General features: G+C 54.4%; 18 protein-coding genes and 1 tRNA gene. 16 read left to right on the plus strand and 3 right to left on the minus strand.

The window, feature by feature from the left end:
* Position 1 precedes the first annotated feature (1 nt).
* Positions 2-3,793: a protein kinase gene (locus IAE77_RS20085; protein WP_294230581.1), complete on the minus strand. Its 3,792-nt coding sequence runs from the start codon at positions 3,791-3,793 to the stop codon at positions 2-4.
* A gap of 125 nt (positions 3,794-3,918) precedes the next feature.
* Between IAE77_RS20085 and IAE77_RS20090 the strand changes: the two genes are divergently transcribed.
* Positions 3,919-3,992, plus strand: a tRNA-Gly gene (locus tag IAE77_RS20090).
* 243 nt (positions 3,993-4,235) lie between these two features.
* On the opposite strand, the gene IAE77_RS20095 is transcribed toward IAE77_RS20090, so the two are convergent.
* A complete protein-coding gene (locus IAE77_RS20095; RefSeq protein ID WP_294230583.1) occupies positions 4,236-4,490 on the minus strand; it encodes a hypothetical protein in 255 nt (84 codons plus the stop codon).
* A gap of 54 nt (positions 4,491-4,544) precedes the next feature.
* Between IAE77_RS20095 and IAE77_RS20100 the strand changes: the two genes are divergently transcribed.
* From IAE77_RS20100 to IAE77_RS20145, 10 genes are all read left to right on the plus strand, one after another.
* Positions 4,545-5,135, plus strand: coding sequence for a hypothetical protein (locus IAE77_RS20100; protein WP_294230588.1), 591 nt, complete (start codon positions 4,545-4,547; stop codon positions 5,133-5,135).
* Positions 5,136-5,223: 88 nt separating this feature from the next.
* Positions 5,224-5,832: a sigma-70 family RNA polymerase sigma factor gene (locus tag IAE77_RS20105; protein ID WP_294230591.1), complete on the plus strand. Its 609-nt coding sequence runs from the start codon at positions 5,224-5,226 to the stop codon at positions 5,830-5,832.
* A 54-nt stretch (positions 5,833-5,886) separates the two neighbouring features.
* The gene (locus tag IAE77_RS20110) at positions 5,887-6,888 is read left to right on the plus strand and encodes a hypothetical protein (RefSeq protein WP_294230594.1); all 1,002 of its coding nucleotides are present in this window, start codon (positions 5,887-5,889) and stop codon (positions 6,886-6,888) included.
* Positions 6,889-6,894: 6 nt separating this feature from the next.
* Complete coding sequence (locus IAE77_RS20115; RefSeq protein ID WP_294230597.1) at positions 6,895-7,992, plus strand: serine/threonine-protein kinase; 1,098 nt, start codon at positions 6,895-6,897, stop codon at positions 7,990-7,992.
* 10 nt (positions 7,993-8,002) lie between these two features.
* On the plus strand, positions 8,003-10,069 hold the full coding sequence (locus IAE77_RS20120) for a hypothetical protein (RefSeq protein WP_294230600.1): 2,067 nt from the start codon (positions 8,003-8,005) through the stop codon (positions 10,067-10,069).
* A gap of 20 nt (positions 10,070-10,089) precedes the next feature.
* Entirely contained in the window at positions 10,090-10,581 is a 492-nt protein-coding gene (locus tag IAE77_RS20125; RefSeq protein WP_294230602.1) for a hypothetical protein, read from the plus strand.
* A gap of 13 nt (positions 10,582-10,594) precedes the next feature.
* The gene (locus IAE77_RS20130) at positions 10,595-13,084 is read left to right on the plus strand and encodes an Hsp70 family protein (RefSeq protein WP_294230604.1); all 2,490 of its coding nucleotides are present in this window, start codon (positions 10,595-10,597) and stop codon (positions 13,082-13,084) included.
* Positions 13,085-13,092: 8 nt separating this feature from the next.
* Complete coding sequence (locus tag IAE77_RS20135; protein ID WP_294230607.1) at positions 13,093-13,509, plus strand: hypothetical protein; 417 nt, start codon at positions 13,093-13,095, stop codon at positions 13,507-13,509.
* A gap of 9 nt (positions 13,510-13,518) precedes the next feature.
* Positions 13,519-15,933 (plus strand): ATP-dependent Clp protease ATP-binding subunit, encoded by a 2,415-nt coding sequence (locus IAE77_RS20140; protein ID WP_294230612.1) that lies wholly within the window; start codon positions 13,519-13,521, stop codon positions 15,931-15,933.
* A gap of 9 nt (positions 15,934-15,942) precedes the next feature.
* Complete coding sequence (locus IAE77_RS20145; RefSeq protein ID WP_294230615.1) at positions 15,943-16,509, plus strand: hypothetical protein; 567 nt, start codon at positions 15,943-15,945, stop codon at positions 16,507-16,509.
* A gap of 177 nt (positions 16,510-16,686) precedes the next feature.
* Here IAE77_RS20145 and IAE77_RS30940 read toward each other — a convergent pair whose 3' ends face one another.
* Positions 16,687-16,908 (minus strand): DUF2188 domain-containing protein, encoded by a 222-nt coding sequence (locus tag IAE77_RS30940; protein WP_345780998.1) that lies wholly within the window; start codon positions 16,906-16,908, stop codon positions 16,687-16,689.
* 256 nt (positions 16,909-17,164) lie between these two features.
* Here IAE77_RS30940 and IAE77_RS20150 point away from each other — a divergent pair, with 256 nt between their 5' ends.
* The 5 genes from IAE77_RS20150 to IAE77_RS20170 all read left to right on the plus strand — a co-directional run.
* Positions 17,165-18,244, plus strand: a complete 1,080-nt coding sequence (locus IAE77_RS20150) for an XRE family transcriptional regulator (protein WP_294230620.1) — start codon at positions 17,165-17,167, stop codon at positions 18,242-18,244.
* A 5-nt stretch (positions 18,245-18,249) separates the two neighbouring features.
* Complete coding sequence (locus IAE77_RS20155; protein WP_294230623.1) at positions 18,250-18,753, plus strand: hypothetical protein; 504 nt, start codon at positions 18,250-18,252, stop codon at positions 18,751-18,753.
* Between the two features lie 198 nt (positions 18,754-18,951).
* Complete coding sequence (locus IAE77_RS20160) at positions 18,952-19,173, plus strand: hypothetical protein (RefSeq protein WP_294230626.1); 222 nt, start codon at positions 18,952-18,954, stop codon at positions 19,171-19,173.
* Positions 19,174-19,269: 96 nt separating this feature from the next.
* Positions 19,270-19,797 carry a hypothetical protein gene (locus tag IAE77_RS20165; protein WP_294230629.1) on the plus strand — a complete coding sequence of 176 codons (528 nt, stop codon included), beginning with the start codon at positions 19,270-19,272 and terminating at the stop codon, positions 19,795-19,797.
* On the plus strand, positions 19,794-20,485 hold a 692-nt coding region (locus IAE77_RS20170), incomplete at its 3' end, for a PD-(D/E)XK nuclease family protein (RefSeq protein WP_294230632.1). The genes IAE77_RS20165 and IAE77_RS20170, both read left to right, overlap by 4 nt.

Consider the following 20,485-nt stretch of genomic DNA (forward strand, 5'->3'; position numbering starts at 1 on the left):
CTCACTGGCCGATTTTGAGACCCGGCCGCGTCTTTTTCGCCGCCACGATGGCCGCCGGAGTGATCTTCGACCTGTAGAAAAAGAAGCGCGTCAGTTTGGGCATGGCGAGGAGGCCCGGCAGCGCCGCATCCGTCACCTCGCAATCGTAAAACGAAAGATCTTCCAGGCTCTTGATGGCCATGAGTTCGGCGATCACCGCGTCTCCCGCCGGCCCTCCGCCAAAGTTGAGCTTTCGCACGGTCGGCATCCGGGCGATCGCACGGGCGCCCTCCACTCCCGGCTGCCGCTCCAGATAGAGGTCCGTCAGCTTCAGCGAGCCCAGATAGGCGATGCCCTCGTCGGTGAGCGTTTTGCCTTTGATCGAGAGCTTCTTCAAAGCCGGCAGAGCAGCGGCAGCCAGATCACGCAGTCCCTGGTTGGTGATGTTGCAGGGCGGATTGCCTCCACCTCCCCCCAGACAGAGATCGTCCAGCACGACACAGCCTGAGAGCACGTTCAATCCCTCTCCGGTGAAGTCCGGTGCCGCCAGATTGAGGGATTTGAGCTTCGTCAGCCCGGCCAGATGGGGCAGGCACGCACTGGTGATCTTCGTCTGCTTCAAATCGAGCACCTCAAGACTCGTCAAATTCGACAGAGCCCGCAACGATTCGTCAACGACCTGTGTGTTCGCAAGCCTCAGGGTCTTGAGCTGCATGAGGCCGGCCAGGTGGGCCAGACCGCTGCCATGAACGCCCCGCACATCCACCAAGTCCAGGCGCTCCAGGCCCGTCATCCCCTTGAGAGCGGACAATCCCTCGTCTGCGACCGCCGTGCCATTCAGATCGAGTGAGGTGACCTTCGTGCACTCCGCAAGCGCCAGCAGCGCCTTGCTGTCGAAACCCGGATTCCCGCGCAGGGACAAGTCGCGCAGGTGCTTCAGCGCCGCCAGTCGGGCCAGCGCCTCCGAGGTCAGCGACTTGGTGTCGTTAAAGTTGACGACCTGGAGGTTTTTCCAACGCAGCAGGTGATCGATGCAAGCAGGCTGCAGCCCCACATTGTAACATTCAATCTCCCGCATGCTGTCCGCGCACGAAGCCAGGGCCGCCAGTCCGGAACCGGTCACGTTCGGCAGATGATGGAGTTGGAGAACCTCAAGATCGCGCAGGCCATTCAGCCGCGTGAGGTCGTCGTCAGTGATGGCCGCTCCTTCCTTCGGTTTGAGGTTCAAAAAGATTCGCTGGATGCTGAACCGCCCGGAAGGCAGGTCCTTCACCGCCTTGATGCCTCCCGCGACGCCTTTCACGTTGATTTCACCGCCCAACGAAAGGACCCATTCCGCCGCCCGACGCCAGGAACTGCCCGATTCGCCTGCGGCGACTGCGGAAGGCGCTGGCGGGGCCGTTTTCTCCGCTGCCACGGGTGCATCCACCACAGCGACGGCTTCCGCCCGACGCGCTGCCAGTGCATCACGCGCCTCCTTGATGCGGAGAGCGTCATCGATCTTGTTCTGCTGCGTCAGTTCCTTCTGAAACCCTTCCAGAGCCCTGTCATAAGTCTCGAACAAGGGGGCCGCCTTCGCATTCCGCACCTTCGCATAGCCCGCCTCGGTGCTGCGCCAGGTGCCACGCAGGCGTTTCAGTGAATCCGGCAGGGTGTCGAGGTCTTCCGGCGGCAGACCTTTGCCATCGACGATGCGCTGCTTCTCCTCACGCAGGACCAACGCGTCGTCCAGTCTCGCCGCTTTGGCCGCGGCCGACAGTTCGCGGTCGAGCGCGGCCAGGTAGCCTGTGTTGAGCGTGTTGATGTGCGCCTTGTAGGCCGCCTCGGCTTCGCGTTCGAGGGCAGCCTGGAACTTGGTTTCGAAATCAGCCAGCTTCAGCGCGACGGGATCGCTCGGTGGCGGCATCGAGGGCTCGGTTCCGGCCGGCAGGGGCTTGGCAACCGAAGGCATGGCGGCTGGGGCAGGCGCAGGCATTGCCGCAGCGACGGGCGCGGCTTTCATCGGCGGTGGCGTCTCCAGACGCGATTCCGGCCGGGCTTTGCGTAGCACCTTCGCATCCCCTTCAAACACACGCAGCGTGAAGACCTGCACCGCATACTTGTCACTCTTCACGAACACGGAAGTCAGTGGCTGGCCCGGGAACTCCGGATGAGACTCGCCTTGCTTGCCATGGGCATCGAGGTCACCGCTCCAGTCGGCCAGCGGGTTGCCTTTCACGTTGAGCCGCTGGATGAAGACACGATCCGTGCTGCCGGGGCCGTCGATCACACGGATCGCCACATGCACCTCGCGTTCAGCATTTCCCCATGTCTGGCCGTCCTGCTCGCCGATCACCTTCCGACCGTGACCGTTAAAGACGAGCGGCAGGATGCGGCCGTTCTTCAACGGCAGATCCACATGGATGCGGTCGTTGCCGCTGTGTTTGGTCGCTTTGAACTCGATCTCGTAATCCGAGCACTCCAAGGCCACCGGCGGTGCCAGTTTGCCGCTCTGCCCGTCCGGCTGGAACACCAAACTGCTTCCTTCCCGCTTCCACTCGTTCCTGCCCGCCTCTTTCGTGACCGCCACGGCGTCCTTCACCGGATCGAGCAACGCCAGAAGATCGATGGTCTTCAAAGCATTCCGCTTGGGCGGTCTTGGCAGCGTCGCGGCCTTTGCGGTGGACGGTGGTGGAGACGGTTTGGACACCGGCTTCGGTTCAGACGCGACTTTGGTGGCCACTTCCGGCGATTTCTCGCTCTCGACAGGCCGGTTCACCGCAAACCAGCCTCCGACCAGCGCCAGCACTGAGACGGACACGCCCATGAACAGGCCGCGTGTGGATTTTCCCGCCGCTGCGGGCGATTTCGACGCATCCCCCGCTTTGGAGTGCTTCTTCGGTGGTGCCGGGGCGTCACCCGCAGCGGGTTTGGCAGCCGTCTCGACCACCTTGGGCGCTGGAGCAGCGGTTTGGGCCGCCGCACGCGGGATCGTCAAGATGGTGTCCAGGTCCCGTCGGATCTCAGCGGCGCTTTGATAACGCGACTCCCGGTCCGTCTGCATCGCCTTGGCAATGATCGCATCGAAACGTGGATCGGTCCCTAGTTTAAGCCCCGGCATCGTCCACATGCCGCGCGGGATCTCGCCGGTGAGCATCTGGTAAAGCATCACACCAATCGCATAGAGATCCGCGCGGCCATCCAGCGGCATGCCGGGGATGAGTGCCTCCGGCGCGACAAAATCCGGCGTGCCCATCGCCATGTTCGTCTTCGTCAGGCCGCTCTGCCCCGGGTCATTCTGCTTCGCCAGGCCAAAGTCCGCCACCTTCACCGCGCCGTCCATGTTGATGAGGATGTTCGCCGGTTTGATGTCGCGGTGGATGATGCCGTTCCGGTGCGCGTAGTTCAGCGCATCACACACGTGTGCCGTGATCGACAGCGCGTAGTCCTCCGGCAGCTTTCCCTGCGCGCTGATCATCCGCGCCACATCCGTGCCATTGACGAACTCCATCACGATGTAAAGCAGCCCGGTCTGCGTCTCGCCAAACTCAAACACGTTGACAATGCTCGGATGATTGAGCTTCGCCATCGTGCGCGCCTCGTTTTTGAAGCGCTCGGCGAATTGCGCGTCCGTGTCGTCGATCAGGCCGCCCGGCAGCACCTTCACCGCCACCGGCCGGTCCAGTGACACCTGCACTGCCTTGTACACCGCCCCCATCCCTCCGCGGCCCAGCAGCACCTCGAAACGATACTGCGGGAGCATCGCCTGCATTTCCTCCAGGGAAGGCGGCTGCCATAGGCCTGGAGGCTTCGATCCGGAAGAGGAGGTGCTCATGACGTGCGCGTAAATGATCCGGGGCAAAGGTTTACCCTCTGCCGAGCGCCCGATGCCAGCCTTTTTTTGCCCCCGACGCCCGGATTGACAATTTCACCGCCCCATCCACACTCCGCCACGCTTTCGCGGGTGTAGTTCAATGGTAGAACACGAGCTTCCCAAGCTTGATACGTGGGTTCGATTCCCATCACCCGCTCCACCTTATAAAATCAAGGTTTTGCATGCCAGAAAGCGCAAAGTAAGAACAAAAATAAGAACATGTTCGACCACATCTGATGATGTTTGATCAGGTCTGAAACCACTCTGGCTGTTTATCGTGTGCGCATATTCACGCAGCATCGCCTGCCTCATCCTCGATACATACAGCCACGTTCGCCGACCGCATCATGACCGCATGGCGGAACTGCTGGCGTAAAGTCATTTGGGTGTGAACTTCGTTCCTTCACCCCTGCACATCGAAAGGCAGGTTGAAATACTCGAACACAGCCTTGGTTCGTTCGAAGATCTGGCGCTCGTTCATTCCGGCACGTTCACACATCTCGTTCATCGGCACAAATCCACCGCTGATGAACTGCACCACCTCCAAGGGATTGATCTGCACCTGAACTTGTGGCTGCCCCTGAACCTTGAGCGCATCCAGTGAATCAAGGCAGCACATCACCATCATCATGAGGTTCTCGGTGTGTGACGACACCAAGGTGGTTTCAAAAAAATGCTTGATCGTTTATCTAAGCGGCCTGTTCTCTAAAAAATGCAGAAGCACAAACTGGAACTCCCAACCGCACCACCCGTCACAGGACGAGTTCCCCGGTCACCCCAGCCAGTTCAAGCCATCAATGATGGTCTGAAGGATCGGGTTGTTCACAAACCAGTCTCATTGCCGCAAGAGGAAAAAGTTGCTGCCGCTGACACAATACCGAGTAGCCCTGAATTCGATGATGCCACGGCCCAACGAATCGGCGACCTCCTTCAAGAATTTGTTGTCGAATTGGACAGTAAAAAGAGGTTCGACGACGCCTTGGTCATCGCCAGACTGCATCGCAATGTGCAGCCGCAAAATTTGACGGGCTTCTACACTGAAGCGTTGATGCTTTTCAGCTTAGGCCGTTATGACGAGGCAAGGGGAGTCCTTTTGAATGCACCCGGAACCGTGTGGGATTACCCACAGTTTCACCACAATATGGCGTGTATTGAGGTTGGCCTGGGGAATCTCCCCGCAGGGTTGGAGCATGCAACGAACGCTGCGCGTCTGAACAAAAACGCGCTGCGTGAAATGCTCAAAGACCCAGATCTCAAACCAATCTGGGTGCCCCTCAAACAAAACACGAAGGACATTCGATAACGGCTGCCTCGTCGTATCCAAGCCGGAGCGAAAATAATGTGCCCATTTCCGTTTTTCTCGACATGCTGGCAAAATGGGTTCCCACAGTTTGATCGAAGACAACCTGCCTCTTGCCGAAGTGATCGCGCTGGAATACGCGAATATTCCTGGCAGCAGCGTGGATGACGCAAGGTCTGAGGCCCATATGGCGCTGATGCGGGCTGCCGATGCGTACGATTCAGAAAAGGGAGAGTTCATACATTTTGCCTCTCGGGTGATGCGGAACGCACTCAATTCCTTGTATGCCAAGCAACTGCGATACGCACGCGTATTCCCAAAGTCACTTGAAGACCCGGTCGATTGGAGCAAACTCAGAGCGGCCACAGGGACCGATGGCAGTTCTGACCAACTCCAACCGAGCGATCCCAAACAGGATGTGCTCAAAGAGGTTCGCAGACAGGAAACTTTGGCGGCTTTGGGTGCTGTTTTGAATCTGCTTTCTCCTCGTGAGCGTTTGCTGGTGGATGCGCTTAGAAATGGCAGCAGCTATGCAGAGATTGGCGAGAATTTGGGGGTAACCAAGCAGGCAGCTCACAAAGCAGTGAAATCAGGCATTGCCAAGCTGCGTGAGGGGCTTGCAAGGATGGGGTATCGCGGACTTGCCTCCGATGGGCACTTGGATTCGGGCGAAAAAAGCAATTCACGCCAGAGCGGTTGACGTTTTTACGGCTGGTTTGTATAAAGAATTAAGCCACCCTCAACAATCGAAACTGTGAAACCGCAGCAAGACAGCTCACAAAACCTATATCTTGTCCATCACGCGGGGCAGGTTCAGGGGCCGTTCGACCTCGATTTCGTTGAAGCGATGGTGATGTCGGGTGTTTACGCTCCCTCTGTCATGATTCAGAAGGCTGGAACCACTTCACAAGTTGAGTTTTCTCAAGTGATTCGATCCAAGTCAGGATTGACCCCACTCAGTCACGGAGCCGCCCGTGCAGTCCAAAAAGAAGCGAGCAGTGCTGTGCTTGCGCCAGCCACACGCATTCCAGAAACCAGAGACCAATCCATACCACAGACTGGCATAACCAACTCAAAACCGCTGAGCATTGAGGCAAAATTTGCATGGGTAATTTGCATAAGCGTTGGTCTGTTTCTCTTCTGGATATTCGGAGAGGTCGCCTCAAAAAGGTCATCTCCATCAAAACAAACTGCGGCTGCTCCGTATGCTGATAATTCATGGAGCCAGAATCAGCCTCCACAGACGGTGCCACCACAAACCAAACCGGTGATTTCACAGCCTGTTTACACTCCCCCTGCTCCGATCTACACGCCCCCCGCTCCACTGACATACACCCCACCCCCTTCACCACTAACCTCTGGGTTTCCTACAACTTCATACCCGAGGTCACCTTCAGTCGCGACACCGGGAACCGCATCAGAAGAATCGACTCAAATTTATCGTGACGCCTCCGGGCGCATGTTCCGCGTTCCAAACTCGGCTTACTACGGGCTGCTCGCAAAGAAAACGGCCCTGGAATCGGAAAAAGCAACTTTGGACCAAGCAGAGACTGAAATCAGTGCTCTTAGCGCTGACATTAACCGCTCACGTCGCTACCTGGATCGCACCAGCCAGTATTCGGTCGATTCGTTCAACCAGAAAGTGAATCGGGTCAATGAAATGAGCAATCGCCTTCAGGATGCAACCGACGCCTATAATCGGGGAGTGGATGCTTTTAACGCCGAGTTGGCGAGGGTCGGCACACCCATCTACTAACAGCTCATGGCAATTCTCTCCGAAGGCCAAAACATTCGCGATACCTACGAGGTCGAAAGATTTCTGGGAGAAGGTGCCTTTGCGGAGGTTTTCCGCGTGCGGCACCGCTTTCTGGGAAGACAGGCGATGAAAGTGTTCAAGGGCGCTGGTATGACCTTGCCCGATATTGAGGACATGCTCGGGGAGGCAATCATGCTGTCGAAGATCGGCCATCCAAATATCGTTCGTGTGTTCGATGCCAATACCGTTGAAACTCCCAAGGGACTATATGGCTACTTCACCATGGAAAACGTTCCGGGCGGTAGCCTGGATAAATTCTGGCAATCGCATGGTACGGAATTTGTCCCGTTGGCAACGACGGTCGATATAATCAAGCAGGTTTGTCGTGGGCTTTCGGTGGCTCACCGTGAACAACCGCCCATTGTGCATCGCGACATCAAGCCACAGAACATACTGGTCGGTTACGAGACGGATGGATTGCGAGCGCGTGTCAGCGACTTTGGCTTGGCGAAGCGGGTCAATCCACTCACTCTGCTTGCGACTGCCGCTGGCACGATCAGTTTCAAACCACCAGAGGCGTTTACGGAAAGCAAAGGTGACTCTTGTGCTGCCGATGTCTGGGCCATCGGCACCACGCTCTACCTGCTGCTCACCGACCAGTTGCCCTACAAGTACCCTACAGATCTGGGATGGGGCAGCAAAGACTTGTTCAAAGAAGAGATTCGCCCAGCTTCGGAATTGAATGCCGATGTGAATGCCGCTTTGGATGCCATCATCACGCGATCATTGAGCATCAGGCCGGTGGACAGATTTCAAAATGCCATGGAAATGCTTGATGCGTTGGAGCGCTGGAGGCCGGGGCATGGCGCCGCTTCTTCCAAACAACTTGCAGCCGATGTGTCCAAAGCCGCATTGGGCACCGCTCACTCATCACCCAATCAAGTGATGGCAGAGCAGATGGCCCTTCAGTCCATTGAACTCAAAAAGCAGGGGCGTCTCTCAGCTGCGGCAGATGTGATGGAGGAAGCCTTCAACAAGTGGCCTGATCTTCGTCAAAAATACGCCCCGCAAGTGCGTCTCTGGCGGTGCGGCATTTCCATGTAAGCCCAATTTTATGAGTCAGCCCACAGGAATAAATGAATGCGCACCCCTTTTGGAGGCTTGCACGCTCGAACTGTACCAGAAGAACATCTTCCGTATCACCGGGTTGCCAGTCGATGCCACACCCAAAGAGGTTGCTAAGCAGGCTCAAAGATTACAGATGATGATGGAGGAGGGCATGGCAGGGACTGCGGCCGGTGCCAAAGCCGCTTTCCCATTGGCCCCACCACCGACTACTGAGCAAATACGTGATGCCTTGGCGCGGATGAAGGAACCCGAGCACCGACTGGTGGATGAATTCTTTTGGTATTGGCCCGAAAAGTTTGGCTCTAGCAAGGAAGACATCTCCATTCAAGCTCTGCTCGCCGGAGACGCGCAGAAAGCCATTGAAATTTGGGGGGAACGAGAAACTGAGGGTTCTTTCGCAGCTCAGCATAACCTAGCCATCATGTTTCACATGTTTGCGGTCGATTGGACCAATCACCATGTGGCATATGAACTTGACGCTGGACGCGATGAGAAAATCATGGGCTACTGGCGCGATTCCTTCGAACGCTGGGAGGCGTTGGTCGATTCGGATGAACTCTGGGAAGTTCTCAAAGAACGAGTGCGCTCTCTCGAAGATGAGGCGCTGACCACGGGATTTGTGCGCAGAATGCGCCGTCTGCTCCCACAGGCATTGGACCGGGTAAATGCTGAGGCTGCGCTAAAGTTTGCTGAGCAGGGCCGAATGGATTGGGCAAAATTCCACGTGGATTTTATGCGGCAGACCAACCAAGGTCAAGATGACGTCGAAAGTACAGCAGAACTGGTGTTGGCACCCATACGGAAACGAGTCGATCAACAACTAAAGTCAGCCCAAACGCAGTCGGAAAGGAAACCCGATCAAGGCACGCAACTCGCCTCTGATCTCATGATCGCGTCAACACCTCTGATGGGTATTTATGATCTCTTTCATGGCGATGATGCACACCAACGAAATGATCTTTTCGACAGTGTTGCGGAGACTGTGGCAAATTTGCTGGTCGCACATCAAAAGGCTACAGGAGACAATCAAACCTTTGTGGAATTGTTGAAACAGGCCCTCCAGTTCGCCTCTGGCATGCACATTCGAGAGCGCTTGATGAGAAATATCGCGATTGGCGAGAACAACCTTGCTGGTGAGCAACTTGAGCCAATTTTCAACTCTCTACGCACAATTAAAGAAAGCTCTCTCGGTCCGGCACAAAAACTACAGCAGGTTCAGCGGACAATCATGACGCAACTACCGTCATGGGCGTCAACCCTGGGGCCAAGCTCCGAGACTTACAACAATCTTGTCAATACTGTTGCCATCACTTTGCGCGAAATATCAATCGCGGCTCATAACGATGAAAGCGATTCGGCAACGGCGGCGGCAGCCATCAATTTGGCATTAAAATTAGCAACCGATCCCGATCTCAAAAAGCGTATGATGGATGATCGGAGAACGCTAGAGAAGATTTTTAACGAGCAAAAGCAGTGGGATAGAACGATCAAAATTCGATCCGATGAGTTTGAGGTGACTCAGAGTTTTGTGCGCTATAACGGAACTCAAATTGCCGCCGCAAACATTACCGGGCTTCGGTTCGGAATTTTTACCCAGGTCGTAAATGGGATTGCAAGCACATCATATTTAATTGGCGTTCGCGGGCGAGATGATTCGATTTCGGTAGAATGTAAGCGGTTTTTTCGGAGTGACGCGCAGGCCCAAGCAGACTTCACTTCAATACTCGAATCTCTGTATCATCAAATTCTCCCGAATTACGTAACGATGCTTGCAGAGTATATCACGTCAGGAAAGCGAACGGTTCAAGTTGGACCCCTGTTGCTTACAAAGACCGGTGTGAGTTGCGAAACGGGCTCGTTGTGGTGGAAAAAGGAACTTCTAATTCCTTATCGGAACTTTGGCTTCAATGATTACCAAGGGCATGTCCATGTATCTGCTGAACACCCTGAGAAAATTCATTTTGCACTGAGTCGCAGAGACGTTTGGAATGCCGTAATCATTGAAAAGTTAGTTGAAATTATAAAACTTATCCAAGCTGGTGGCACCAAATAAACTCAAACTACCATTCCACTATGAACGTCCCTGATTCGCTTTCAATACCGCAGGTTCCAATGCCTGATCCCCGTCAATTTGCGAATGATCTGATTCAGGCGGCGGTTGCAGCCACGAATTCCAATCGAAAAGACCCAAGCAGCGATCTCAATGAACAGGGCCTTGTGAAAGCTTTGATAGCTGTCGCTAACCAAAGTTGGCGTATGGGTAGCGCCTTGATTGATGCTGAAACATCAGAGCCGAAAGCAAACCTTACACCCCAAGACATACGTAAACTTTCCAACGCCTTGGACGCAATACGTGAATGCATTCAAGGACTTGGTCTCAAGGTGATTGATCGAACAGGTGAAGCCTTTGATTCGGGTTTGCCCGATCAGGTGGTGACTGAAGAACCTCAAGAAGCCATTAGCAAAGAACGGATCATTCGCACGATTAGACCCACCATCATGTGGAACCAGACGATGGTTCAACGGGGCGAGATCGACATTGCCGTACCAACATCCAAGAAATAACAATCATAACAGCATGAGCAGAAGCACCATTGACTTTGGAATTGATCTTGGAACTACGAATAGCGCCATCGCTGTTCTGAACGGAATTGAACCTCAGATCATCAAGAATTCGGACGACCAAGATGTAACCCCTTCAGCGGTTTTTATCAACAAACAGGGGCTGGCATTTGTTGGAACGAGGGCGAAAAATGCGTTGGCCAGCGAGCGCAATCATGGAGATGCTTATGTCGAGTTTAAACGACAGATGGGGACGCCTCACCTTTATGATTTTGCTTCAAGCGGGCAGCGCAGAAAACCAGAAGAATTGTCTGCTGAAGTATTGAAAGCGATGCGTGCCTCTGGTGAGGCTAAGACCGGAGAGGTGATTCAGTCAGCGGTGATCACGGTGCCTGCGGCGTTCGAACTGCACCAATGTGATGCCACTCGACGTGCTGCTGAGTTGGCTGGTTTCACTGCAAGTCCGCTTCTCACCGAGCCAGTAGCCGCAGCTCTGGCTTACGGCTTCCAGATCGATTCTGAGAAGGCGTATTGGCTGGTTTATGATTTTGGTGGAGGGACTTTTGACGCCGCCTTGATCAAGGCGAATGAAGGGATGATCAATGTGGTGCATCATGGTGGCGACAATTTTCTTGGTGGCTCCGATATTGATTGGTCCGTGGTGGAAAAACTTGTTATCCCGCAGCTCACAAAAAACTTCAACCTGCCGGGCTTTGCTCGTGGATCAGAGCGTTGGGGGACAGAGATGAAGCGCCTCAAGCACGCGGTTGAGACGGCGCGCATCGAGCTTTCCATCAAGGACAAGACAACTTTGAGTGGAGGGATCGCCTTTGAAGATGCCACGGGAAACACCATCGAATGCGATGAGATTGTGCTGAGCCGTAACGATATTATTGCTGTTGCTGAACCAATCATTATGCGGTCAGTAGAAATTTGTTGTCGAGTGCTCAAGGAAAAAAATCTTAGCACGCAGGCCGTGCAAAAAGTGATTGTGGTAGGGGGGCCAACCAAGGCCCCCTACTTCCGAGAAATGCTCAACGCAGGCTTGGGCATCCCCATCGACTTTAGCCAAGATCCGTTGACTGTGGTTGCTCGCGGAGCTGCTGTTTTCGCAGGCACTCAAAAAGTGGACTCAAAACTACAGAAGAAAGCAGCGGCAGGAGAATTTCAGGTCAATATTTCAGATAGTTACAAGCCGGTGGGGCACGATATTGATCCCTTGATCGCCGGCAAAGTGATGAATCCAACTGGAGAACCTATAGTTGGATTCACGCTTGAGTTTGTTAATCGCGATACCAAGTGGCGCAGTGGACAAATTCCGCTGAACGCAGAGGGTGCTTTTATGGCAAATTTGCTGGCTGAGAAGGGTTCGCGAAACACGTTTCACATCGAAATTGCAGACCGCCACGGCACGATACAAAAAGCCGTGCCTGACCATGTAGTTTACACGATTGGAGCCGTGATCGAAGAGCAGCCATTACTCAAATCCATCGGCTTAGGTCTTGCGGATGGAACCGTTGAGTGGTTTTTCAAGGCTGGTTCTGGTCTTCCGCAGAAAAAACGAGGAGGAAAAGCATACAGGACCACGATTGCCTTGAAAACAGGACAACCAGGTGAGCCAGTTCGCATCCCAGTTTTTGAAGGTGAGAATGAACTTGCGATGCGAAATCGGGAAGTGGGAGCACTAGAGATTGATTCGTCAATGGTGCGTCGCGACCTCCCGGCAAGGGCAGAGGTCGAAGTGACACTGAAAGTCACTGAATCCCGAACAATTAAACTGGAAGCCTATTTTCCGCTCTTGGACGAAGAATTCAAAAAGGATCTGAAGATCGAAAAGCAGGAGGCTGATGCGACGTTGATTGCTGCAACGCTGAGGGAAGAGAAGGCGAGGCTCGAAGAGCTTAAACAAAAAGCCGAACAAGCTGGAGATGCGGCCGTCCTCGATGAGTTAGAGAAACTGGAATCTGATCGGGAACTTGTTGATGCCGTGCGCGCAGCCAAAGGAGATCCTTCAGCCGCAGAGAAGGCGCAAAAGAGGCTTTTGGATCTGCAGCTTCAACTCGATGCTGCACAGGAAAAGTTGAAATGGCCCACGCTTATCGCGGAAGCCAAGGAGCTTCAGGGAGAGCTTCAAGAACTGGCCTCAAGACATGGAAATAGCGGCCAGAAAGACAAAGCAGAGGACTGGTCTGATGCTGTGGAATCAATCATCGCGAAGAAACAGACAGATCGGCTAGCGAAAAAAATTGAGGAGGGCCATTCCATTTATGCACAAATTTTATTTTCAATCCCTGCTTACTGGGTGGGCCAGTTTCAACGTATGGAAGGTGAGAAGCACAAATTTAGAGACTCAGATGCAGCAGAACGTTTGTTTGAGCGTGGTAGGAGCTATCTCCAGCAAAACAATGTGGAGGGACTTACCGATGTTGTGAGGAAACTTTGGAATCTCCTTCCCAAAGATGAAGCCGAGAAAGCACAAAGCGGAATTGGGTCAACCATTCTCTGATTTCGACCATGTCGAGTTTGCCAGACCAGTCCCAAACCGCGGTCAGCCGCATCGTAGAGCGTTTTGAGGACCGTCTGCGACTCGCACGTGCTATGGAGATGGCTTCAAGCAAACGCCTGCTGGAAGCTGAGGCGCTATTGTGTCCCGGAGGCATGACGCCACAATCAGCGGACGGGCTGGACCTCCTGGCTCGAATCTATGTGCAACAGGGGCGTTTTGATCTTGCGAGGCGGCGTTGGGAGGAAGCTTTGAAGTTGGGTGGACGCCAAGTTGAATTTGAGAATTGTCTCAAAGTTCTCGATGACTTCACCAAGCAGGTGTTTCGACGCCGCCTGTTGATCTGGAAAATCTCGCTGGTCTTATTGATCACCACGCTGCTGATCTGTGTAGGAGTTCATATGAATCTACTCTGCTCTACCAAGTGATCGACTGCCATGAGTTCGCAACCACTACGCCATTCTGATTCCCTGCTGATTGCTTGGCGGCTGGCTGAGCTTGAGGCAGCTAACCTTCACTGTGCCGAGTTGGAGCCTGAACATTATTTTCTGGCGCTGCTCAAGCTGGTGGAATTGGATGTGGCAGGCATCTTGGCTGAGAACACGTCGCTCTCCGATCAGCGTATCCAACAGGAAGTTTGTTCAGTCCTAAAATTGGCTGCCTGCCTTGCAACGGCGGGTTTGGAAACAACTCAAATCAGACGTCGATTGCGAAGGGCTCTCGTTCGTGGTTCCAAGTCAGAGAAGGTGGACACACATCTCAGGCGGAGTGGGCTTTCGCGGGAGGTCTTTGCCGAAGCCGATAAGGTGGCGGCACTAACAGCGTGTGAAATGATCGAGCCACTGCACCTGCTTGCTGGCATTGTGACGGTTTCCGGTCCCTGGCTGCTGAGCGTTTTGGATCAAGCGGGTATTGCGGCGGGAGTTTTTTCCGAAGCGGTGCTGACTGCACTGCAAGGAGCAGCGGTTGAACAGGCGGGCCCCAGCGAAGCAAAGCCTCCACAAGTACATCACCAGCCAGACAAACAACTGAACAAGCGAAAGCCTGCAAACAATCTGGTGGATAGACTGGGGCGCGACCTGACTGCACTAGCTCGGCAGGGAGAACTATCGACGGTGATTGGCAGAAAGGTGGAGATGCGCTCTCTGATTCAGACGCTGCTACGCAGCCGGAAAAACAATGCCATTCTCATCGGTGAAGCTGGGGTGGGAAAAACAGGAGTCGTCGAAGGTCTGGCCCAACGAATTGCCAAGGGGGAGGTTCCTCCCGAGTTTGCTAGCAAGCGCATCATCGAGATTTCGATGGGGAGCCTTGTTGCCGGAACCAATCTGAGGGGTGACATGGAGGCACGCCTGCAAGTCCTGATTGCTGAGGCGAAACGTGATCCTGATCTAATCCTCTTTATCGACGAAATCCACCTGATGGCTGGAGCTGGACAGGGATCTGGGGCCATGGATGCTGCCAATTTGCTGAAGCCAGCCCTAGCCCGCGGCGAAGTGTGTGTCATTGGAGCGACAACAACGCAGGAATATCGAAAGCATATTGAAGTTGACCCTGCTCTAGCACGCCGGTTTGAAGTGATTGAAGTCTTTGAGCCAGATCGCACTGAAACGATTGCCATACTCCAAGGATTACGATCCAACATCGAAGTCCATCACGGGGTTAAAATTGAAGATGGTGCAATGGATGCGGCAGTTGATTTGACCGTCCGCTATCTCCCAGCCCATCGTCTGCCAGACAAGGCAATTGATGTCTTAGATCAGGCCTGCGCCCAAGCCAGGCTACGGTCATTGTCAGGTGATTTTAGAGCGCAGTTTAGAGCCGGGCTTTCGATCACGCGGAAGGATGTGGCTGCGGCTGTGGCTCACCGTTGCAAGGTGCCAGTGGGTGAACTGACCGAAGACGATTCGGCACGACTGCTGCGCCTGGAAGCCGATCTCGAAAAGCGGGTGAAGGGGCAACGTCGAGCCATTGAGGCGGTGAGCGAGGCGATTCGTCTGGCGCGGTCTGGCCTCAAGCAAGGTGGAAGACCCATCGGAGTGTTTTTGTTTGCTGGCCCCAGTGGTACAGGAAAGACTGAACTCGCCAAGGCACTGGCCGAGTGTTTGTTTGGAAATGAGAAGCAGCTCATTCGGATCGATATGTCTGAGCTTATGGAGGCGCACAGCGTATCAAAACTAATTGGGGCACCGCCCGGATTCATCGGCCATGACCAAGGCGGACAGCTCACGGAGCAAGTCAGAAGCCAGCCCTACAGCGTGGTTTTGCTGGATGAAGTGGAGAAGGCGCACCCGAAGATTATGGACATTTTCCTCCAAATTTTCGACAATGGATTCATCACCGATTCCCACGGTGTTCGCTGCGATTTTCGTGAGACGATCATCATTCTCACTTCGAACGTTGGAGCCGTCGGGAAAAAGGCTGCAATCGGATTCCAAAAAGAGGGCAAAGAGGCAGCTCCAGACAAGGAACTCAGCCAAACCATCCTTGCCGAGGCAAGAAAACTTTTTCGCCCAGAATTCATCAACCGCTTAACAGACATCGTGGCCTTTCAGCCGCTCGGTCACGATGAAGTGAAGCAGGTTCTCGCGTTGACTATCGCTCGCCTAAACGGACGCCTGAAGGACAAAAACATCGTCCTCGAACTCACCCCTACAGCAGAAGCCATGCTCATTGCTCAGGGGTATAGCGAGGAATATGGAGCACGTCATCTCGAACGCACAGTGGAACGCTTGATCTCAAAGCCCCTTGCCGAATTGATCTTGGCCGACAAAGCTGCAGCAGGTTCTCACATATTATGCAATGAGCAGGATGGCCGCATTTTCATGCAGCACTCGGCTGGGTCCCGATAACGTCCAAGTATGTCTGAGAAGCGCAAAATACTAATGCCGGAAGCCCCTCCAGATTGGAAGGCAACGACGACAAGTGACAGCGCCAAAACAAAAAATGGTGCAGATGCTCCCACACAGTCATTTTCAACAAAGCCAGCTACAAAATTAATACCACCGCCGCTGCCGAAGTCGCAAAACGATAAAAAAGCGAATAATAAGCCACCAGAAAGCCTCGTCTCAGTACCACCGCCGTTACCCTCAGCAACTCCAAGCAGAGAAAACAAAGGTATTCCGCCGGAGTTGTTGGACGTTACGAACCGAGAGTTCACCGTAAAGATGGGCGGTTTTTTCTTTGGTGATAAGTACCGGCTCACTGTGAAGGACTCCACACTCTCCTTTGTAAATCTCAAGAGTGGATTTGAAATCACTTTCGACCCTGCCAATGAGTTTCATGATTTTACGCTTAGGAATCCTTGGACCTCAGGCTCTGATGAGCATGTTATAATTGAAACAAAAAAGCGTGAGCGATTTGCTTTCACAATTCCTGTTAAGGCATGGCCGACGCTTCGGGATTGGTGGAAACGAATGAAGCCGTAACATTATCGCGCTATAAGCTCTTCAGTGCTGCATTATAACGACAAGCAGGAATACACAGAACACGAAGTTGGCGTGGCCTAAAATTTGGAGTTCGATCAGTACCGATTCCGTGAAGCGCAAAATAACTAGGGCGAAGCTCCGCCACCTCTTGAAGATGACGGAGCCATGAGTGGACCTTTAGCCTTTGGGTGGGAATGGATCACTGCCGTAGCTCCACGATTCGCGGATTTTATTGTCCGCGCCGTGAATCCTCAGTTCGCCGCCAGCCTTTTGAGCTAGCGGACGACCTGCGGCAATAGCCTCGCCCTGCGTCCGATGAACGGACGAAGCGCGCTGATTACCAGCACCCACCACTGCGTAGCCGGTCTCCCGGCGAGTCACATGATAGTTTTTAGCCATCTTCTTGGTCTCCTGTTTGCAATCCCTTTATAAAGCCTCGATTTGGGCTTGACCCCCACTGGCTGATCTTGCAGAATCGGCGCGCTTTGAACCAAGCCTGCTACCAGGAGGGTGTCTCCAGCAAGGGACACCATCTGAAGCAAAGGAGCCGGTTCCGGTTGCACCCGGAATCGGCTTCTCTGTTTTGGAATTCGACTTTCCATTGCTCCAAAATGAATGTTTACAAAAGATGGTCAAGGATATATTTATGTAAACCATGACCACCGAAGCCCCCGACATCTTTTCCAAACGGCTTCGTCAAGCGCGAGCGATGAAGGGTTTAGCCCTGAGAGGATTGGCAGATGCGATTGGCGGAGCGGTCTCTCACACTGCCCTTGCCAAATATGAGGCAGGTCAGATGCAGCCAGATTCCGCTGTTTTGATCAAGCTCTGTGACGCACTGGATCAGGTGCCTGATTATTTCTTCCGCCCATTCACCATCACTCTTCAGGACGTTCGATTTAGGAAAAAGGCTTCACTAGGCGTGAAGGCTGAGCAGGCGGTTCGTGAGCGAGCCATGGAGTATTTCGAGCGCTACCATGAGATCGAACAAATCGTGGATGCTCCCAGCAAGTTCCCTGGCCGGCTAGCAGGGCCTAGCATCAAGACTCCAGAAGCTGCTGAAAAAATGGCGGATGAACTGCGCAAGGAATGGAAGCTGGGAAGAGATCCGCTGCCGAATGTGATCGAACTGATCGAGTCACATGGCATCAAGGTGTTTGAACTAGCAAATGCTGACCAGGATTTTGACGGATTCTCTGCTGAGACTGAGGCTGGCCCTGTCATCGTGCTGGCTGACTGGCTGAATGTGAACCTGCTCAGGAAGCGCATGACTGCCGTTCATGAGCTGGCGCATCTTGTCCTGCCTCTCGCCAAGAACCTTTCCGAGAAGGAGGAGGAAGACATTGTGAAACGGTTCGCTGGGGCATTGCTGCTGCCCAAGGAGAGCTTTGAGCAAACTTTTGGAAAGCACCGGACCAGTTTGAGCCTGGGGGAGCTGATCGAGATGAAGGCTAATTTTGGTGCCTCCATCTGGGCCATCATGATGAGAGCACGACAGCTAGGACTCATCGGCGAACAGGTGTTTTTGCGCTTCTGCCGGGAGGCGAATGCTTGGCGTGCTCAAAAACGTGAACCTGGTGATGACCTGTATCGTGGAAACGAGAGCCACTCCCGATTCAAACAACTGGTTCATCGTGCGGTCGCAGAGGAATGCATTAGCGCATCAAAGGCATCCAGCTTGCTCGGACAGACCATTGGTGAGTTCCGAAAAGAGTTCCGGGAGGTGTTTTCCTGACGGCAATGAAGATTGCAGTCAAAGACGCCTGTGTGTTGATCGACCTGATCAACGGGGGGCTTATTGGTGCCTGGTTTAAGCTTGGCATTGAGACATGGACGACAGATCTTGTGATCCGACAAGTCAGAAAGGAAAGCCAGTGGCCTGTGGTCGAGGCATTGCAAGCTACAGGTGTCATCAAGGTGAAGTCCTTCGATGATGCCGAACTAAAGAAAGTCCGTGATTTTCAGTATGCTGCGAGTTTGGGGATCGAGGATCAATCCGTGCTTTTTCTCGCCAATGAACTCAAGGCCGTTCTGCTCACGAGCGACAAGAAGCTTCGTGCGCAAGCATCCGCCGCCAAAGTGAGGGTGATGGGTATTCTGGGAATCTTGGATGAGCTTCTGGCGCAATCCATCATCACGCAGCAGTCGGCAGTGGAAAAGCTGCAAGCGATGATGGAGCAAGGGGCATTCCTGCCGTCTGGTGAATGTCAGAAGCGCCTTGAACTGTGGCTTCGATCACAGTGACCCGCAGCTAAAGAAAAGGGACCCGGATAAATCGAATCCCCTCCCTTTCACTCGGTCAGGCCGACGTGAGTGTCCATAATGCCGTGGAGGGCCTCAGTGCAATGACCGTTCCTTTTGTGTCATAAACATTCGATAGGCTGGCGGTTCGTTGTTCATACCAACATTCCGTCAGACCTCCGCAAACGATCAACCTCAACCATGTCACGGCCCACCCACTATTCGCCCGTGATCTCCAGGTTCGTCGTCTCCGTCCTCTACCACGAGGCCCGGCAGCGCAGGATTCCGATGACTCGTCTCACGGATGAACTGCTGCTCCAGGCGCTTCGTGGCACCCCCGGATGGCAGACGGCCACCAACCTGCGAATCACCGACGATTCCGCCTCCAACACTCCGGCTCCTGGGATCGCGCAAGCGGCTTAGGGGCACTCCACCACCATCACCACAGGAAGCCCATGTGCCTTCACCGGCGCGTGGGCTTTTTCGTGTCCACACCCACAACCCAACACACACATCATCATGGCTATCAAACTCAGCGCCAATTATTCCAAAAAGCTCGGCCTGCCTCAATACAGCAGCCACAGCTTCTCCGCCTCCATCGAGACGGAACTCTCCGACATCACCCAGGCGGAGACGGAGATCGCCAGGCTTTACGGCCTGCTCCAGCACTCTGTTGACCAGGAAATCCAGCATCCCGGTTTCGTGCCGGAAGGCAATGGATCGAACGGCTCCAACGGCAATCATGCGCCGCAGAACGGACGCACCTACTCGACCAATGGCAATGGTCATCGTGCTCCTGCCAAACCGGCGGCTGATCGCTGGAACTGCACGGAGGGACAGCGCGGGTTCATCCTGCGCATCATCAACGAGAACCAGCTCCCCAAGCACGAGGTGGAAGACCTTGCGCAGCAGCTCTTTGGCACCGGCGTCAAGGAGCTGAACAAAATGCAGGCCAGCCAGCTCATCGAGGATCTTCTCGTGAAAGTGGGCAAGCCTGCTCCACGCCAGACCCGCTGGCAGCAACGCCCCACCGCCCAAGCCGCATGAACGCCGAAGCCAGCTCCATCCCCAAGGAGCCAGGCGAGAAGGACATCCTCAGCGACCTGCAACGAACCGTCTCGGCCTCTCGGCTGGGGCTGTTCTTGCAGTGTCGTCTGAAGTTCTACTTCCGCTATGTGCTCCGCCTCACCAAGCCCAAGACACCCTCGCTCCATCTCGGCAGCTCGGTTCATGCCGTGCTGAAGTCCTGGAACAAGGCACGCTGGCTGCAAAAGCCGCTCACGCTCAAGCAGGCACATGTCGCCTACACCACCGCGTGGGCGGACACCTCGGAAGGTTCCGTCACCTGGGAGCCTGGCGAGGAAGACGATGAGAAAACCACCGGCTGGCGTCTGGTGGATACTTACCTGCGGGAATCCCACGTTCCCGCCGAGTTGAAGCCTGATGCCGTCGAGGTGTCGGTGGAGGCGGACCTGCGCATGCATGGTCTGCCTAAACTCATCGGTATCCTCGACCTCGTTCAGCGCGGGGAGATCATCGACTACAAGACGGCCTCCACCACGCCCAACGCCGACAAGGTCATCCACACGACCGAAATCCAGACCAGTGCTTACGCCATCCTCTACCGGCACAACACCGGCCAGCAGGAAAACGGCATGCAGCTCCATCACCTGGTCAAGCTCAAGAACCCCAAGGTCGTCATCACCACCATGCCACCCATGAGCCAGCAGCAGGA

This window comes from Prosthecobacter sp. (assembly GCF_014879935.1).
In the GTDB taxonomy this organism is placed as follows: Bacteria; Verrucomicrobiota; Verrucomicrobiia; order Verrucomicrobiales; family Verrucomicrobiaceae; genus Prosthecobacter.

What these genes read in the sequence shown, in the direction of transcription:
- IAE77_RS20150 (WP_294230620.1), top strand. Translation starts at nt 17,165, where the DNA reads ATGACCACCGAAGCCCCCGACATCTTTTCCAAACGGCTTCGTCAAGCG.
- IAE77_RS20120 (WP_294230600.1), top strand. Translation starts at nt 8,003, where the DNA reads ATGAGTCAGCCCACAGGAATAAATGAATGCGCACCCCTTTTGGAGGCT.
- IAE77_RS20125 (WP_294230602.1), top strand. Translation starts at nt 10,090, where the DNA reads ATGAACGTCCCTGATTCGCTTTCAATACCGCAGGTTCCAATGCCTGAT.
- IAE77_RS20130 (WP_294230604.1), top strand. Translation starts at nt 10,595, where the DNA reads ATGAGCAGAAGCACCATTGACTTTGGAATTGATCTTGGAACTACGAAT.
- IAE77_RS20140 (WP_294230612.1), top strand. Translation starts at nt 13,519, where the DNA reads ATGAGTTCGCAACCACTACGCCATTCTGATTCCCTGCTGATTGCTTGG.
- IAE77_RS20085 (WP_294230581.1), bottom strand. Translation starts at nt 3,793, where the DNA reads ATGAGCACCTCCTCTTCCGGATCGAAGCCTCCAGGCCTATGGCAGCCG.
- IAE77_RS20115 (WP_294230597.1), top strand. Translation starts at nt 6,895, where the DNA reads ATGGCAATTCTCTCCGAAGGCCAAAACATTCGCGATACCTACGAGGTC.
- IAE77_RS20135 (WP_294230607.1), top strand. Translation starts at nt 13,093, where the DNA reads ATGTCGAGTTTGCCAGACCAGTCCCAAACCGCGGTCAGCCGCATCGTA.
- IAE77_RS20145 (WP_294230615.1), top strand. Translation starts at nt 15,943, where the DNA reads ATGTCTGAGAAGCGCAAAATACTAATGCCGGAAGCCCCTCCAGATTGG.
- IAE77_RS20165 (WP_294230629.1), top strand. Translation starts at nt 19,270, where the DNA reads ATGGCTATCAAACTCAGCGCCAATTATTCCAAAAAGCTCGGCCTGCCT.
- IAE77_RS30940 (WP_345780998.1), bottom strand. Translation starts at nt 16,908, where the DNA reads ATGGCTAAAAACTATCATGTGACTCGCCGGGAGACCGGCTACGCAGTG.
- IAE77_RS20155 (WP_294230623.1), top strand. Translation starts at nt 18,250, where the DNA reads ATGAAGATTGCAGTCAAAGACGCCTGTGTGTTGATCGACCTGATCAAC.
- IAE77_RS20160 (WP_294230626.1), top strand. Translation starts at nt 18,952, where the DNA reads ATGTCACGGCCCACCCACTATTCGCCCGTGATCTCCAGGTTCGTCGTC.
- IAE77_RS20100 (WP_294230588.1), top strand. Translation starts at nt 4,545, where the DNA reads ATGCAGAAGCACAAACTGGAACTCCCAACCGCACCACCCGTCACAGGA.